Genomic DNA, 14,559 nt, shown 5'->3' with positions numbered 1-14,559 from the left:
CAGGCGTCGTTCGCGAGGAGAAACGAACGTGTCCCCACACGGAATCGGCGAGGCCGGCGACTACGGCGAGGGCGGCAGAAGCGGCGAGCCCGGGCCACCGCCCGGCGCGTCCGGCATGTCCGGGGCTTCCGGGGTGCCTGAGCCGCCCGGGGCGTCCGGATGGCCCGGGAGGTCCGGCAACGGCAGGGCGTCCGGCGAGGGCAGGACGTCCGACGATGGCCGAGCGTCCGGTGGTGGCGGGGCGTCCGGCAGTGGCGGGGCGTCCGGCGGCGGTGCGTCCGGTGACGACGGTGCGTCAGGTGAGAGCGGCGGGTTCGGTGAGAGCGAGCTGCTGTCGACGTCGCCGTTCAAGGACGACCTCGATACCGAGCTGGCGGAGGCGCGGCCCCGGCCGCGCGCGCTGCCCGGCGTGACCGTCTACCTGGGCGCCGGCGTCCTGATCGTCGCCGGGTTCCTGGGCGGCGTCCAGGCGCAGAAGGCCTGGTCGAAGGACGACAACAACTCGCCGAACGTGGCGGGCGGCGGCGCGCCGGGCGCAGGTCGTTCGGGCGGTGGCTATGGCGGCTTCGGTGGCTATGGCGGGCCCGGCGGCGGCGCCCCGGGTCAGGCCCCGGGTCAGGCCCCGGGTCAGGGCACGGGCCAGGGCTCGGGTCAGCGCCCGAGCGGAGGCTTCGGGGGCGGGTTCGGCGGCTTCGGCGGCGGCGACGTGACCATGGGCACCGTCAGCAAGGTCGTCGGCGGAACGATCTATCTGAAGACGGCCGACGGCAAGACGGTCAAGGTCTCGACCAGCGGATCCACCCGCGTCCAGATCTCCGCGTCCGGCACCGCCAAGGACCTGAAGGCCGGCGCCACCGTCGTCGTACGGGGCTCGGCGGGCAAGGACGGCACGGTCACCGCGACCTCGGTCAACCAGCAGGAGCGACGATGAAGCTAGGGCGTATGGGACTCGTGGCCGCGGCGGGCGGCGTGCTGCTCGCGACAGCCGCGTGCGGCGGGAACGGCAACGCGGCGTCGCCGGCGTCCGGCAGGCCTTCGGGCGGAGCCGATCCGATGGCCGCGTTCCGCAGCTGCATGGAGAAGCAGGGCGTGAAGATGCCCGACCGGGGCGGCCGTCGTGGCGGGCAGCCCTCAGGCGCGCCGTCCGGCGCTCCTTCGGGTGCGCCCTCGGGTGCTCCTTCGGGTGCGCCCTCGGGCCGGCCGTCCGGGATGCCCTCGGGGCGGCCGAGCAACTGGCCGAGCGGGCGTCCCAGCGGGCGTCCGAGCGGTGCGCCGGGTCCCATGCGGTCGATGTCGGCCGAGCAGCAGAAGGCGATGAAGGCGTGCTCGTCGCTGGCCCCGCAGCGGGGCCAGCGGGGGCAGGAGGGCCAGGGGCGGTGATCCGCAGCGCCACCCCTGAGGCACGGCCCGGCCGCTGAGCCCCCGAACGGGCCGGGCCGTGCACACGGGCGGGTTCCGGACGCGAAAAGGGAGTAGCGGGCGCGTCCGGAACCTATCCGAAGCTTGTACGGAGGGTCAGCTGCCCTTGATCAGGCGGCCGGCCAGCGCCGGGCTGAACGTTCCGGCGGGGATGCCGGCGCCGACGCCGCACGGGCCGTCGGAGTCGCCGGGCACCTTGATCCACAGCAGGTACTCGGCGCCGGACGTGCCGCCCGTGCGGGAGGTCGTGCCGAGCTTGCGGCCTGCCGGGTTGCACCACTGACCCGCGATGGCGCCCTTGCCGTTGCGCGAGGTGTCGACGATGTAGCGCCGCGCGTAGCCGCTCTTGGCCTTGAGGCTGCTGTTGACCTTCTTGGCGTACGCGACGGACTGGGCCGTCGTGTAGAAGTTCGACACGTTCACGGCGAAGCCGCGGACGTTCTTCAGGCCCGCCGCGTTCAGCCGTGACGCCATGGTCGCCGGGGCGATCCACTTGGCGTTGCCGCCGTCGAGGTAGGCCTTGGCCTTCGGCGCCTTGGCCTTGAGCTGCTGCGTCGCGTACTTCAGCAGCGCGGTGCGGGTCTTCTGCGCGGCCTTCGGCAGGCAGTCGAGCTGCGCGACGGCGTCCGGCTCGATCACCACGACGGCGCTGCGCTTGCCGATCGCGGTGGCGAACTTGGAGATCCACGTGCGGTACGCGGCGGCGCTGCCGGCACCGCCCTGCGAAGCGCCCTTGCAGTCGCGGTCGGTGATGTTGTACGCGACCAGGATCGGGGTCTTCTTCGCCTTGGCCGCGGCGCCCACGTAGGACGACACGTCCTTGCCGATGTTGGCGTTCCAGTTGCCGAACCACTTGGCCATCGGCTTGGTCGCGATGGACTTCTTGATGGCGGCGGCACGGGAGTCGCGCGGGTTCTTCTTGGCCCAGACCGCCGGATTGGAGGTCGGGTCGATGTAGAACGGGCTGGCCGCCTGGGCCGCCGCGATCGCCGCGTCGTTCTGCGCCTGGGTGCCGCTCCGGGCCTCGGGGCCGTTGGCGGACTTCAGGCCCGCCGCCCCCTGCGAGGTGCACCCGGTGAGGGCGAGCGCGAGGGCGGCGACGGCTATGGGGGCTTTCCTTGTCAGCACTTGACGTCTCTCCTCAGGAACGGGGAGTGACCATCGCAGGCGCGATGATCAAGCGTTTCGGCACGCCAGTGTGGTACGAGTCGGCCCCGGAATCGACCGTTTCCCGGGATTTCATTGATCTTCGTTCTTTGGACGAATCTTGCTCGGCAACAGCAGGAGCGGGATCAGCGCGAGCGCCGCGATCGCGGCCGCCCACCACACGGTGTCGGTGACGGCGGCGGTGAGCTGCGCGGGAGTCTGCGCGGTCTGCTGCGCCGCGGCCTCCTTGAGGTTGCCGCTCGCGCCCGGCACGTGGTCCTGGATGGCCAGCTGGAGAATGACCGCGATCGCGGCGACGCCGAACGAGCCGCCGACGCGGAGCAGGACGTTCGATCCGGTCGTCGCGGACGGGATCGAGGCGCGCGGCAGGCCCTGGTAGGAGGCCGCCATCAGGGACGGCGCCATCACGCCGTGACCGATCCCGATGAGGAACATCGCGCCCATGACGAGTGTCCGCCCGGTGCCGGCGTCGATCGTGGTGAGCAGGAGGATCCCCGCCAGGATCACCACCAGTCCGATCGGAGCGAGCCGCCGCGCGCCGTACCGGTCGGACAGCTTGCCCGCCAGCGACATCGCGATGGCCGCGCCCACGCCCAGCGGGGACAGCAGCATCCCGGCCCTGAGCGCGCTGTCGCCTCGTACGACCGATCCGTACAGCGGCACCAGCATCATCAGGCCGAACATCGCGCCGCTGTAGAAGAAGAGGCCCGCGGTCGAGGTCGTCCAGGCGCGACTGCGCACGAGGCGGATGTCGATCAGCGCGTTCTCCCGCCTGCGCAGCGCGTGCACCACGAACGCCGCGACCAGCACCGCGCCCGCGATCGAGCCCGCCAGGAAGCGCGGGTTGCTCAGGTCGCCGCCCTCGCCCGCCTCCGACAGCCCGTACACCAGCGCCGCGAGGCCGGGGCAGAGCAGCGCCATTCCCACGAAGTCCAGCCTGGCCTCGGCGTTGCGCTCGGTGTCGCGCGGCAGCAGGCGTACGGCGGCGATCAGCGCCACCGCACAGAGCGGCACGTTCACATAGAACATCCAGCGCCAGCTGAGGTTGTCCACGATCACGCCGCCGAGCAGCGGTCCGAGCACCGGCCCGAGCATCGCGGGGATCGAGACGATGCTCATCACCCGGCCCATCCGGTCCGGCCCGGCCGCCCGGGCCAGCATCGTCTGCCCGACCGGCATGATCATGCCGCCGCCGAGCCCCTGGACGATCCGGAACGCGACCAGCGACGTGACGTCCCAGGCCATGCCGCACAGCAGCGAGCCGCCGATGAACAGGCCCAGCGAGATGAGCCACATCGTTCGCGAGCCGAAGCGCTGGACCGCCCAGCCGGTCAGCGGGATAGCCATGGAGAGCGCGAGCAGGTAGCCGGTCGCGACCCACTGGATGGACGAGAGCGAGGCGTCGAAGTCCTTGCCGAGCGTGGGCAGGGCGACGTTGACGATCGTGGTGTCGAGGATCGTCATGATCGCCCCGAGCACCACCACGACCGCGAGCTGGATCAGCCCTCGATCGATCCCGGCCTCCTGAGCCGGACTCTTGGTCTGCGTCGTCATCTCAAGCCCTCCTTTCCGTACGCTGTATCGTCGATACCGTACAACGTATCGCCGAAACGTACAACGTATCGTTTCAGCCGTACGGCGTACGGTGTACGGATAGGATCGGGACATGGCAGAGAACTCCGTGTGGGACCGCCCGCGGGCCGGCCGGCGCCCCAAGCTCTCCCGCGAGGCGATCGTCGAGACCGCGATCAGGCTCGCCGACGCCGAGGGCCTGGACGCCGTCACGATCCGCCGCATCGCGAGCGAGCTCGGCGTGCGCCCCATGAGCCTCTACACCCACGTCGAACGCAAGGAAGACCTCTTCGACCTGATGTTCGACGAGCTCAGCGGCGAGATCCTCGTCGAGGGCGAGCTCGCCGCCGACTGGCGCGAGGCGATCACCTCCGTGGCCCGCCGCGAACGGGAGTTCCTGCTCAACCACCCCTGGGTGATCGAACTGGTCGGCCGCCGCCAACCCAAGATCGGCCCGAACGGCCTCCGCCACGGCGAGCAGTCCCTGGCCGCCCTCACCGGCCTCGGTGTCGACATCGCCACCGCCGGGAAGATCGTGACCGCCGTCGACCACTACATGACCGGCTACGTCGTACGCGAGCAGACCCAGACCGCCCAAGAGGGGGCCCTCGACCAGCCCTACGTCCAGGAACTCCTCGCCAGCGGCGAGTTCCCGACCCTCAAACGCGCCATCGACGCCGGCGTCGCCCCCCGCGAATCCTTCGAAGAGGGCCTCAAGTGGTTGCTCGACGGCATTGAACGCGAGTTCGGCGGCGACCCCGAGTAGCGTAGGCACGCATGTACAGCGTGCACGCAAGGCTCGTAGGTGCGGTCGTCGTAACGCTGGCCTTGGCGTCCGCCTGTAGCAGCGGTGACGACAAGCCCGCGCAGTCCGCCAAGCCCGCGCAGTCCGCCAATCCGACCGACGTCAACGCCCAGAAGCTCAACTGGTCGGACTGCGGCGGCGGCTTCCAGTGCTCCACGGCGAAGGTCCCCGTCGACTACACAAAACCCTCAGCGGGGACGTTCACTCTCTCCCTGATCCGCCTGCCCGCCACCGACCAGGCCCACCGCATCGGCTCCCTCCTCACCAACCCGGGAGGCCCCGGCGGCTCCGGCGTGGAGTTCGTCCGCAGCTCCGCCCGCGCGTTCGGCAACGACATCCGCAGCCGCTTCGACATCGTCGGCTTCGACCCCCGAGGCGTCGGCAAGAGCGACCCCGTCCGCTGCAACACCCCCGCCCAGCTGGACAACTTCTTCGCCACCGACGCCTCGCCCGACGACCCCCAAGAGGTCAACACCCTCGTCACCGCGAGCAAGAACTTCGCCGACACCTGCAAGGCCAAATCAAAAACACTGCCCTACGTAGGCACCACCAACGCCGCTCACGACATGGACGTCCTCCGGGCCGCCCTGGGCGACAAGAAGATCACCTACTACGGCGCCTCCTACGGCACCTACCTGGGCGCCTCCTATGCCGAGCAGTTCCCCCAGAACATCAGGGCCTTCGTCCTGGACGGCGCGGTCGACCCCAAGGAAAGCTCCACCGAAACCCTGGTCGAACAGGCCAAGGGCTTCGAGACCGCCCTCAAGTCCTTCGCCGCCGACTGCGTCCAACGCCCCGACTGCCCCCTAGGCAAGTCAACCGACGAAGCCCTAGCCAAGGTCTCCACCTTCCAAAAGGAAGTAGACGCCCACCCCCTCTCCAACACCCGCGACAACCGCAAGGTCACCGAGTCCTGGGCAACCATGGGCATCGCTCTACCCCTCTACGTGAAGACCCTCTGGCCGACTCTCCGCCAGGCCCTCTCCAAGGCCATCAACGACCACGACGGCACCCAACTGCTCTTCCTCGCAGACCAGCTGGTCGAGCGCGAAGCCGACGGCACCTACTCCAACCAGACCGACGCCAACATGGCCGTCAACTGCGTGGACAAGCCCAACCCCAACTTGGCGACCTACGAGAAGTCAGTCAACGAGGCAGCCAAGCAGTCCCCCCACTTCGGCCCCTTCGTAGTCTGGGGCGGCCTCCCCTGCGTCTACTGGCCCGTCCAAACCCACACACAACCAGCCCCCGTCACCGCCAAGGGCAGCGCCCCCATCCTGGTGATCGGCACCCTCCGAGACCCCGCCACCCCCTACAAGTGGGCCCAAAGCCTCGCCTCCCAACTGCAGAACGGCCGCCTCCTCTCCCTGGACGGCGATGGCCACACCGCCTACCTCCAAGGCAACTCCTGCATCACCGAGGCCACCGACCGCTACCTCACCACCGGCGAGCCCCCCAAGGACGGCACCCTCTGCCGCTGATGCGCGCAACACTCCCCGGACCCGGTAGACTGCTCCCCGGCCGCACCCGTGCGGCAAGCCGCCTTAGCTCAGTCGGCAGAGCGATTCACTCGTAATGAATAGGTCATCGGTTCGATTCCGATAGGCGGCTCCACTTAGAAGGGCCCTTGCGATCATCTGCAAGGGCCCTTTTGCGTGCTTGCCCCCATGTGGAGGGCTTTGGGTGAATCCGGGTGCGGGGGTTCGCCGTACTACCGCTGGACCTGTCTTTGACAGCGAAGGTGGTAATCGGGATGATCCCTCGCACGCTCGGAGTCATGAAGCCGCTGGTGGCGGTGGGAGTCGCGGCGGCTCTGTTGCCGGTCACGACGGCGCCGTCCTACGCCGGACCTCCGGTGGGGCGCACGGTGTACGTCACCGACCGGGCGACCGATGATGTCACCGTCTTCAAGATCGGGCCCGGCGGGCGGCTGGCCGAGGCTGGGCGGGCTCGTACCGGCGACGAGCCTCGCGGGCTGGTCTTCTCGCCTGACGCTCGCTACGCGTACGGGGTGAACGGCGACGACGTCGTCTCGGACCAGGGAACCGTCTCCGTGTACAGGGTGTCCGGGGGTGGTCTCGATCCGCTCGGAGGTCCCGTGGGGACCGGCGGGGACACCTCCTTCGGAATCGCCATCGACCCGGCGGGCAAGGCGCTGTACGTCACCAACATCGACTCCGGCACCGTGACGGCGTTCGCGATCAGGCCGGATGGCGGGGTGGCGCGGCTCGGCGAACCTGTGACCACGGGGTTCGACAGTCCGCGGGGCGTCGGGGTGTCTCCGGATGGGCGGTGGGTCTTCGTCAGTCACGGGGTGCCCGAGGAGGGGCGTGACGACGTCGTCGTCACCTTCGCCGTCAATGCGGACCGTACGCTGACCCGCGTCGGGACGCCCGCCCGGGTCGGTTCCGGTGGCAACGGTGTCGCGGTGTCTCCCGATGGGCGTTTCCTGTACGTCGTCTCGACCGGGTCGGACCAAGTGTTCGGCTTCGCCATAGGCCGAGATGGCAGTTTGGGGTCGTTGTCCGGGTCGCCTTTCGCGGCCACCGATTTTCCTGAGGGGATCGCGCTGAGCCCCGATGGAAGGCTCCTGTTCGTCAGCAGCCCTGGGGTGGAGAGGCCCGACGACGCCCGCGCGGTGTCGGCCTATACGGTCGGGCAGAACGGGGTGCCGCAGCCTGTCGCGGGCTCTCCGTTCCAGGCCGGTAGTGGACCGGTGGGCGTCGCCGCCACGCCGGACGGCCGCCATCTGTACGTGAGCAATTTCGACTCCGGCGATGTCTCGGGATTCGACGTCGGGCCGACCGGTGTGCTGCGGACCGTTCCAGGCTCCCCGTTCCCTACCGGCGGCCAGAGCGCCTCGTTCCAGTCGGTCTCGGTGCTCCCCGATCAGGGGCCCGTGGCCTCGTTCACCGTGCTGCCCGAGCGTGTCCTGGTGAGGTTCGATGCGTCGGGTTCGTCCGATCGTGACGGGCGTGTCGTTCGGTACGACTGGGACTTCGGCGACGGCACGGGGGTGAGCGACGGAGGGCCACGGCCGGCGCATCGTTTTCCGGGGCCGGGCACCTACACGGTCAAGGTCACGGTCACCGACGACGAGGGCTGCTCGACCGATCTGGTCTTCACCGGTACATCGGCGCTCTGCAACGGTTCCGGTCGCGCGCGAGCCTCAGCGCCGGTCGTGGTCAGGTCGCCGGTGCCGGCACCGGACCCTGTGAGAATCCGGTGACCGACGAGGGCTATCCCATCGTGCCCGATCTGTGGGCCCTCACCGATGAGTCGCTCCTCGCCGGGATGGCGGCAGGAGATGCCGAGGCGGCCGCCGCTCTCGTACGCCGCTACCAGGCGCGGGTGTTCGGCCTGGCCGTCACGATCGTGAGGTCGCCCGCCACCGCTGAGGAAGTCGCCCAGGAGACGTTCCTGCGAGTGTGGCGGCACGCCGCCGCGTACGATCCGCGCAAGGGCCGTGCCGCGACGTGGATCCTCACGATCACCCGCAACCTCGCCATCGACGCTGTGCGCCTGCGCGGCGAGAGCCCGACCGACCCGGACCTCCTGTTGCGAACGCTGGCGGCCCGCGAAGAACGACCAGGACCCGGCTTTGAGGAACGAGAGCGGCTGCGGGACGCTCTGCGCGCGCTGCCCATCGAGCAGGGCCGGCTGATCGTGCTGTTCGCCTTACACGGCATGACGGTCAAAGAGATCGCCCAGCACCAGGGCATCCCGCTCGGCACGGCCAAGACGAGGATCCGCCGGGGTCTGGCCCGTCTGCGCAAGGTTCTGGAGGTGACCGATGAATGAGCGGTGGCCCTGCGCACAGGTGCGCGAGCTGATCCCGGAGATCGCCGCCGGGGCGGCGACCGGCGACGAGCGGGCGCGGGCCTTGGAGCACCTGACCGCGTGCGCCGATTGCCGCCGCGAACTGGCCGAGATCGCCGACCTTTTCGATGGGCTGATGCTGCTCACGCCTGAGAAGCAGACTCCGCCCGGATTCGAATCCAGAACGCTGGAACGGCTCGCCCTGGAGAAGCGAAGGTCGTCCGCCTTCAGATCCAGGACGTTCTCGCGGCGTGCCCACCAACGGCCGCGCCGTGTCAGCCGGACGGTCCGCTGGGCCGCCGCCCTGATCACCGCCGCCGCGGTCGCCGCTGCCGCAGCAGGCGCCGTGTGGTGGCGTACGGCCCCCGACCGGGAGTTGGCCGCCAATTACCGGCACACTCTGCACGTCGCACACGGCAAGGACTTCCGCGCTGCGCCCCTGGTCCCCACCGGCTCATCCGAGATAGCGACGATATTCGCCTACGAGGGCGTCCCCTCCTGGGTGTACGCCATATTCCGCCAGCCACCCCGCTCCGGCCATTACACCGTCACCATGATCGTCAAAGACGGCCGACGCTACGCCCTGAACCCCTTCGACTCAGAGGGCGACACCCACGGCTGGGGCAGCCGAATCCAGGCTCCCGTCCACATCCGTGACATCCGCACCATCGAGTTCCGTACCTCCGGCACGATCGCCATGACCGCCAACTTCCCCTAGGGCGCGGCGCTCACCTCTGAGGCCGGTATGGCGAGCCAGTGATCTTCCTGCGGACCAGGTGTCAGCGGCTCGCATCCGGACGCCGATGAGCGGGAGGCGTACACCCTGATCGTCGACAGCCAGGACCGGGGCCTTGCGATCACCAAGCCAAGTGAGCCGAAGGCGCCTCCTGGCCGAGGACCGTCGATGGGGGCCTGAGCGATGAGTTTTTGGGGGGCCGGCTGGTCTGCTTGGGTATGACTCGGATCATCGCTGATATTTCTGTTTCGCTGGATGGCTTTGTGACCGGGCCTGATGCCGGGCCGGAGAACGGGCTGGGCACCGGGGGCGAGGCGTTGCATACGTGGGCGTTCTCCGATGACCCGGACGACCAGCGGGTGCTGAGGGAGGCGACCGCCGGGTCGGGGGCGGTCGTGCTTGGGCGGCGGCTCTTCGACGTGGTCGATGGGCCGGGCGGCTGGGACGACACGGTCGGTTACGGGGCGGGCGAGGTCGGCAAGCCTGCCTTCGTGGTGGTGACCGGTTCGCCGCCGGAGTCGGTGCGGCTCACCGGGCTTGACTGGACGTTCGTGACGACCGGGGTGGCCGACGCGGTCGCCGCTGCGCGTGAACGTGCGGGGGATCGTGACGTGGTGCTCATGGGCGGGGGTGCCACGATCGGCTCGGCGTTCGAGGCCGGGCTCGTCGATGTGCTGACGCTGCACCTTGCGCCGGTGGTGCTGGGGGCTGGGACGCCGTTGTTCACCGGTGGTACGCGGCGGACGTTGGTGCAGAGGAGTGTTGTCGCCACGTCGACGGTCACTCATCTGACCTATGAGGTTGATTGATGCGGGTGGGGCTGGTCGTGATCTACACGGCGAGGCTTGAGGAATGCCGGGCCTTCTATGCGGGGCTTGGCTTGCCGCTGGTGCTGGAAAGGCATGGTCAGGGGCCGGAGCACTATGCCGCGGAGCTTGAGGACGGGACGGTGCTCGAGCTCTATCCGGCTGGACGGCGGGGTGAGACCGGGGCGCTGCGGCTTGGGTTCGCGGTGGAAGGGCCCGGACCCGGGCGGCGTGTTCTGGAGGATCCGGACGGGCGGGTCGTTGAAGCGGTCACCCGGACGCGCTCCTAGGGGAGGCGGAGGGCGGCGAAGACGGGGTGGTGGTCGGTGCCGGTCAGGGGCAGGACCTTGAAGTCTTCGACGGCTATGCGGTGGTCGGCCAGGACGTGGTCGAGGGTGAACGGGGGGACGTTCCAGAAGCGCTGGGGCCAGGTGGGGCGTAGTCCCTGGCCTTTGACGTCGGCGGCGTCGCGGTAGCCGCTGCTCAGGAGGTGCCGGAGGGGTGGGTGGTCGAGGGTCGAGTTGAAGTCGCCCGCTAGGACGCGCAGGGGGCCTCCTGCTCGGGGGAGGGCTCGCAGGCCTTGTGACCAGCAGGGGGTGTCGTGGACGTCGCTGGGGGAGCAGGGGTGGACGGAGACGATTTCCACGCCGTTGATGGTGGCACGGGCCTGGCGGAAGCCGCCTAGCTCGATCATGGGCTGCTCGGTGAGCGGGAGGCGCGAGTAGATGCCCGAGCCCTGGGCGGGGGCGGAACGGTCTACCGAGTGGGGGAGGAACGAGCGGAGGCCTGCTTGGTCCAGGCGTTGGGCTTCTTCGCGGGTGAGTTCTTGGATCGTGAGGACGTCGGGGTGGAGTTCGCGTACGAGCTTTACGAGGGAGACGGCATCGGCCTGGCCGCCGGAGACGTTCGACGCTAGAACGCGCAGGCGCATGCCGTGGGCAGGTGGGTTGCCGTTGGGGATGGCGCGGGGCATGACGATGAGGGCGAAGACGGCCGTGGTGGCCAGGGCGGCCAGGGCTGCGGGCCAGCGCTGGAGGATGAGGGCTACGAGGAGTGGGATGAGGGAGGCCGCTGCCACGTAGGGGGTGAAGGCGACGATCGAGGCCCAACGCCAGGTGGGGGTCCAGCTTGAGAGGCGCAGGGCGGCGAATACGGCGAACGGTATGACCAGTAGCCAACTGACCCATCGCCCCATGGATCATGAGCCTAGCCAGCGCGGGTTAGTCTGCGTGCATGGTCGAAGCTGAAGATCTTCCTCGCTACCGCGTGCTCACCGGGCCGGACGACGCGGAGTTCTGCCGGCGGGTCAGCCAGGCGCTCGACCTGGGGTACGAGCTGCACGGTTCGCCTGCCGTGACGTTCGACGGCGAGCGCGTGATCGTGGCCCAGGCGCTCATCAGGCCGCTATGAGTTCTTCGCCGCGGGATGAGATCGAGGCGGTACTGCGGTCGTGGGACGCCTACGAGGCCGAACGCGGGTCGCCGATCATTGACTTTGACTGCTACCCGGGGGACAGCGCTGAGGCTGTCGATCGGTTGAGTGTCTATCGCGCGCTGCGGCAGTTGCGGGAGCGGGCGGATGGGGTGCTCGCGATTCGGCTTGATGCGGATCTCGCTTATCTGGGTGCCTTGCTGGGTGAACGGCCTGAGCTGGATGACTACCTGCGGGCTACGCAGGGGTGCGGGGCCGCGGGATGGCCGGAGGAGTATCTGGCCGAGCGGGCTCGGGTTGCTCGGGACGCGCTTGGCGAGCTCGGGATTCGGTGGGGTGCCGAGGCCAACGCCGAGCTCAGGCGGGCCGAGGGGCTGATGGACGTCGCGGAGGCGCCGGAGGCGATCCGTGAGGCTACTCGGGAGCTTGAGCCGGTGATCCGGGAGATGACCGGGAGTGCCGCGCCTTACACGCTGACCGTTGAGACCGCCGAGGTTGAGGCTTACTGGGCCTACTGGCTGGACGGCGCCGCTCAGAACGTGCGGCTGCGGCTGAATCTTCCTAACGTCGAGTTCACGCAGACGGGTGCTCGGCAGTTCGCATTGCACGAGGTGCTCGGGCACGGGTTGCAGAGCGCGAGCATGGCGGATCGTGCGGCGCGTGAGGACGTTCCCTGGGTACGGCTGCTTTCCATCCACGCTCAACACCAGGTGATGCTCGAGGGGCTTGCGCAGGCCTGGCCGCTGTTCGTGCTTCCCGACGACAAGGTGCTCATCGCGCGCGTACGGCTCGGGCACTATACGCAGCTTGTCCTTGCGCAGGTGCACCGTTCCCTGAACGCGGGGACTTCTGCCATCGAGTGCGCGGACTACCTGCGGGCGTGTGTTCCGTGGTGGACCGATAGGGCGATCGCGGGGTATCTCAAGGACAGGGGAACGGATCCGGCTCACCGTTCCTATATGTGGTCTTACCCGGCGGGGATCGACTGGTTCGCTGCGCTCGCGGAGGCTCCGCCGGAGGTGGTTCGTGAGGTGTTGCATGCCGCGTACCGGGATCCGCTCACTCCGGCAGATCTTGCAGCCCTCTGGCCGGGTGGACCGCCTGTTGGTGGGCCCGGAGGGCCTGTTCGTCTGGGGAAGGCCCCGATTTCCATCAACTCATAGCTTGTCGGCGCGGGCGCGGAGATAACGCTGCTCGGGGATGCTCGTCGTTAGTCGGGCGGCCGTTCGGTAGGCATCGCGGGCGGCGTCGCGTTCACCGGCCATCTCCAGTAGGTGCGCTCGTACGGCGTGCAAGCGGTGATGCTGGCCGAGTTCTGAATCGAGCGACTCTAGAAGGCTCAGGCCTGGGCGCGGGCCTTCGACCATCGCTAGGGCGACGGCCTTGTTGAGCGTGACGATGGGGTTGGGGTCCAGGTCCGTGAGCAGCTCGTACAGCGCGAGGATCTGCGGCCAGTCGGTATCGGCCGCGGTCTTGGCTTCCGCATGCACGGCAGCGATTGCGGCCTGGAGTTGGTACGGACCCACGCGATAGTTCGCCAAAGCGTGGGCGATGAGGGTCAGTCCCTCGTTGATGGATTCTTGATTCCACAACGCGCGGTCCTGCTCGGCCAGGGGGACCAGCGCTCCGTCAGAGGGGGTTGTACGGGCCGGGCGGCGCGAGTCCGTGAGGAGCATGAGCGCCAGCAGGCCGCTGGTCTCACCATCCTCCGGGAGTTGCCGCGCCAGCCGGATGGCCTCGGCGGTGAGGTCGGTGCGATGCAGGTCAGGGCCGGACGTGGCGGTGTAGCCCTCGTTGAAGATGAGGTAGAGGACCTGAAGGACCGAACGCGTGCGTTCAGGGCGTTCGGCCTCCGGCGGCATGCCGAACGTCGCGCCGGCCGACTTGATGCGCTGCTTCGCACGGCTGATTCGCTGCGCCATCGTCGTCTCGGGAACGAGGAACGCGCGTGCGATCTCAGCGGTGGTCAGGCCGCCGACCGCGCGGAGCGTTAGCGCCACCTGGGTGCCGGGGGTGAGGCTCGGGTGACAGCACAGCATCAGCAGGGTGAGGGTGTCGTCCTGAGAGGAAGCTGCGGCCTCAGGCTCGCGCAGGGCGGCGAGCTTCTCCTCGCGCCGCCGACCGGCCTCTTCGCTGCGCAGCAGATCGGTCAGCCGCCGCGACGCGACCCTGATCAGCCAGGCGTCCGGGCGGTCGGGCAGGCCGTCCTCGGGCCACTGCGTCGCGGCCGCGAGCAGGGCCTCCTGAACGGCGTCCTCGGCGGTCTCGAAGTTGCCGTACTGCCGTACGACGGCGGCGAGGACCTGCGGCGCCAGCCGGCGCAGCAGGTCCTCGATGCCGTCATCGGCGGCGCTCTTCACATCTCCTGGCCGGACATGTCCATGATCGGGCGTACCTCCACGGCGGCCAGGCGCGCGTCGGGGAAGCGGGACGCGATCTCGGCGGCGCGTTCGGGCGACTCGCAGTCGACCACGAAGTAGCCGGCCAGCTGCTCCTTGGCCTCCAGGTAGGGCCCGTCGGTCGCCACCGGGAGCCCGCCGCTGCCGCGGAACGTCGTCGCCGTGACCGGATCGGCCAGTGCGGCGCCCACCAGCAGTTCGCCCGACTCGGTGATCTCCTTGTGGAGATCCTCGGCCTGGCGGGTCAGCTCGGCGCGTTCCTCCTCAGGCAGCGCCAGGAACTCCGGGTTGCGCAGGAACATCGGGTGCTCCCAGTTCTCCGGATTGCCGTAGACCAGGATCAGGTACTTCACGGCTGCACTCCTCCTCGACTCCTTCGGCGGCCTCGGCGGCCTCGGCTTCCTT

At 69.3% G+C, this 14,559-nt stretch carries 16 protein-coding genes and 1 tRNA gene; 12 read left to right on the top strand and 5 right to left on the bottom strand.

Annotated elements, in window-relative coordinates; all coding sequences use genetic code 11:
* The first annotated feature begins 28 nt into the window (after positions 1 to 28).
* Both J4573_RS31180 and J4573_RS31175 read left to right on the top strand, forming a co-directional pair.
* Positions 29 to 931 (top strand): hypothetical protein, encoded by a 903-nt coding sequence (locus J4573_RS31180; RefSeq protein WP_208259467.1) that lies wholly within the window; start codon positions 29 to 31, stop codon positions 929 to 931.
* Complete coding sequence (locus J4573_RS31175; RefSeq protein WP_208259466.1) at positions 928 to 1,380, top strand: hypothetical protein; 453 nt, start codon at positions 928 to 930, stop codon at positions 1,378 to 1,380. Before J4573_RS31180 ends, J4573_RS31175 begins: the two co-directional genes overlap by 4 nt.
* Before the next feature lie 135 nt (positions 1,381 to 1,515).
* Here J4573_RS31175 and J4573_RS31170 read toward each other — a convergent pair whose 3' ends face one another.
* Positions 1,516 to 2,547, bottom strand: a complete 1,032-nt coding sequence (locus J4573_RS31170; RefSeq protein WP_208259465.1) for a glycoside hydrolase family 6 protein — start codon at positions 2,545 to 2,547, stop codon at positions 1,516 to 1,518.
* A 111-nt stretch (positions 2,548 to 2,658) separates the two neighbouring features.
* Positions 2,659 to 4,140, bottom strand: coding sequence for a DHA2 family efflux MFS transporter permease subunit (locus J4573_RS31165; RefSeq protein WP_208259464.1), 1,482 nt, complete (start codon positions 4,138 to 4,140; stop codon positions 2,659 to 2,661).
* 112 nt (positions 4,141 to 4,252) lie between these two features.
* Here J4573_RS31165 and J4573_RS31160 point away from each other — a divergent pair, with 112 nt between their 5' ends.
* The 8 genes from J4573_RS31160 (at position 4,253) to J4573_RS31125 (ending at position 10,614) form a co-directional block, all read left to right on the top strand.
* Positions 4,253 to 4,924 carry a TetR/AcrR family transcriptional regulator gene (locus J4573_RS31160; protein ID WP_208259463.1) on the top strand — a complete coding sequence of 224 codons (672 nt, stop codon included), beginning with the start codon at positions 4,253 to 4,255 and terminating at the stop codon, positions 4,922 to 4,924.
* An 11-nt stretch (positions 4,925 to 4,935) separates the two neighbouring features.
* Positions 4,936 to 6,444, top strand: a complete 1,509-nt coding sequence (locus tag J4573_RS31155) for an alpha/beta hydrolase (protein WP_208259462.1) — start codon at positions 4,936 to 4,938, stop codon at positions 6,442 to 6,444.
* 57 nt (positions 6,445 to 6,501) lie between these two features.
* A tRNA-Thr gene (locus tag J4573_RS31150) sits at positions 6,502 to 6,577 on the top strand.
* A gap of 139 nt (positions 6,578 to 6,716) precedes the next feature.
* Positions 6,717 to 8,192 (top strand): beta-propeller fold lactonase family protein, encoded by a 1,476-nt coding sequence (locus tag J4573_RS31145; RefSeq protein WP_208259461.1) that lies wholly within the window; start codon positions 6,717 to 6,719, stop codon positions 8,190 to 8,192.
* Positions 8,189 to 8,764 carry an RNA polymerase sigma factor gene (locus J4573_RS31140; RefSeq protein ID WP_208259460.1) on the top strand — a complete coding sequence of 192 codons (576 nt, stop codon included), beginning with the start codon at positions 8,189 to 8,191 and terminating at the stop codon, positions 8,762 to 8,764. The genes J4573_RS31145 and J4573_RS31140 overlap by 4 nt, the downstream gene beginning before the upstream one ends.
* Positions 8,757 to 9,500 (top strand): zf-HC2 domain-containing protein, encoded by a 744-nt coding sequence (locus J4573_RS31135; RefSeq protein WP_208259459.1) that lies wholly within the window; start codon positions 8,757 to 8,759, stop codon positions 9,498 to 9,500. The genes J4573_RS31140 and J4573_RS31135 overlap by 8 nt, the downstream gene beginning before the upstream one ends.
* A 236-nt stretch (positions 9,501 to 9,736) precedes the next feature.
* Complete coding sequence (locus J4573_RS31130; RefSeq protein ID WP_243773880.1) at positions 9,737 to 10,327, top strand: dihydrofolate reductase family protein; 591 nt, start codon at positions 9,737 to 9,739, stop codon at positions 10,325 to 10,327.
* Entirely contained in the window at positions 10,327 to 10,614 is a 288-nt protein-coding gene (locus J4573_RS31125; RefSeq protein ID WP_208259457.1) for a VOC family protein, read from the top strand. The genes J4573_RS31130 and J4573_RS31125 overlap by 1 nt, the downstream gene beginning before the upstream one ends.
* Here J4573_RS31125 and J4573_RS31120 read toward each other — a convergent pair.
* Positions 10,611 to 11,519, bottom strand: a complete 909-nt coding sequence (locus J4573_RS31120) for an endonuclease/exonuclease/phosphatase family protein (RefSeq protein ID WP_208259456.1) — start codon at positions 11,517 to 11,519, stop codon at positions 10,611 to 10,613. The two genes, J4573_RS31125 and J4573_RS31120, sit on opposite strands and share 4 nt — an antisense overlap.
* A gap of 38 nt (positions 11,520 to 11,557) precedes the next feature.
* On the opposite strand from J4573_RS31120, the gene J4573_RS31115 reads away from it, so the two are divergent.
* Both J4573_RS31115 and J4573_RS31110 read left to right on the top strand, forming a co-directional pair.
* The gene (locus J4573_RS31115) at positions 11,558 to 11,734 is read left to right on the top strand and encodes a DUF1737 domain-containing protein (RefSeq protein ID WP_208259455.1); all 177 of its coding nucleotides are present in this window, start codon (positions 11,558 to 11,560) and stop codon (positions 11,732 to 11,734) included.
* A complete protein-coding gene (locus J4573_RS31110) occupies positions 11,731 to 12,918 on the top strand; it encodes a hypothetical protein (RefSeq protein WP_208259454.1) in 1,188 nt (395 codons plus the stop codon). Before J4573_RS31115 ends, J4573_RS31110 begins: the two co-directional genes overlap by 4 nt.
* Here the strand turns inward: J4573_RS31110 and J4573_RS31105 are convergent.
* Positions 12,913 to 14,115, bottom strand: a complete 1,203-nt coding sequence (locus J4573_RS31105; protein ID WP_208259453.1) for an RNA polymerase sigma factor — start codon at positions 14,113 to 14,115, stop codon at positions 12,913 to 12,915. The two genes, J4573_RS31110 and J4573_RS31105, sit on opposite strands and share 6 nt — an antisense overlap.
* Positions 14,112 to 14,507, bottom strand: coding sequence for a YciI family protein (locus tag J4573_RS31100; RefSeq protein WP_208259452.1), 396 nt, complete (start codon positions 14,505 to 14,507; stop codon positions 14,112 to 14,114). The genes J4573_RS31105 and J4573_RS31100 overlap by 4 nt, the downstream gene beginning before the upstream one ends.
* Positions 14,508 to 14,559 lie beyond the last annotated feature (52 nt).

This window comes from Actinomadura barringtoniae, from assembly GCF_017573505.1.
Classification (GTDB): Bacteria; Actinomycetota; Actinomycetes; order Streptosporangiales; family Streptosporangiaceae; genus Spirillospora; species Spirillospora barringtoniae.
The sequence above is the reverse complement of the archived record's forward strand: the minus strand, read 5'-3'. Positions and strand labels throughout refer to the sequence as shown.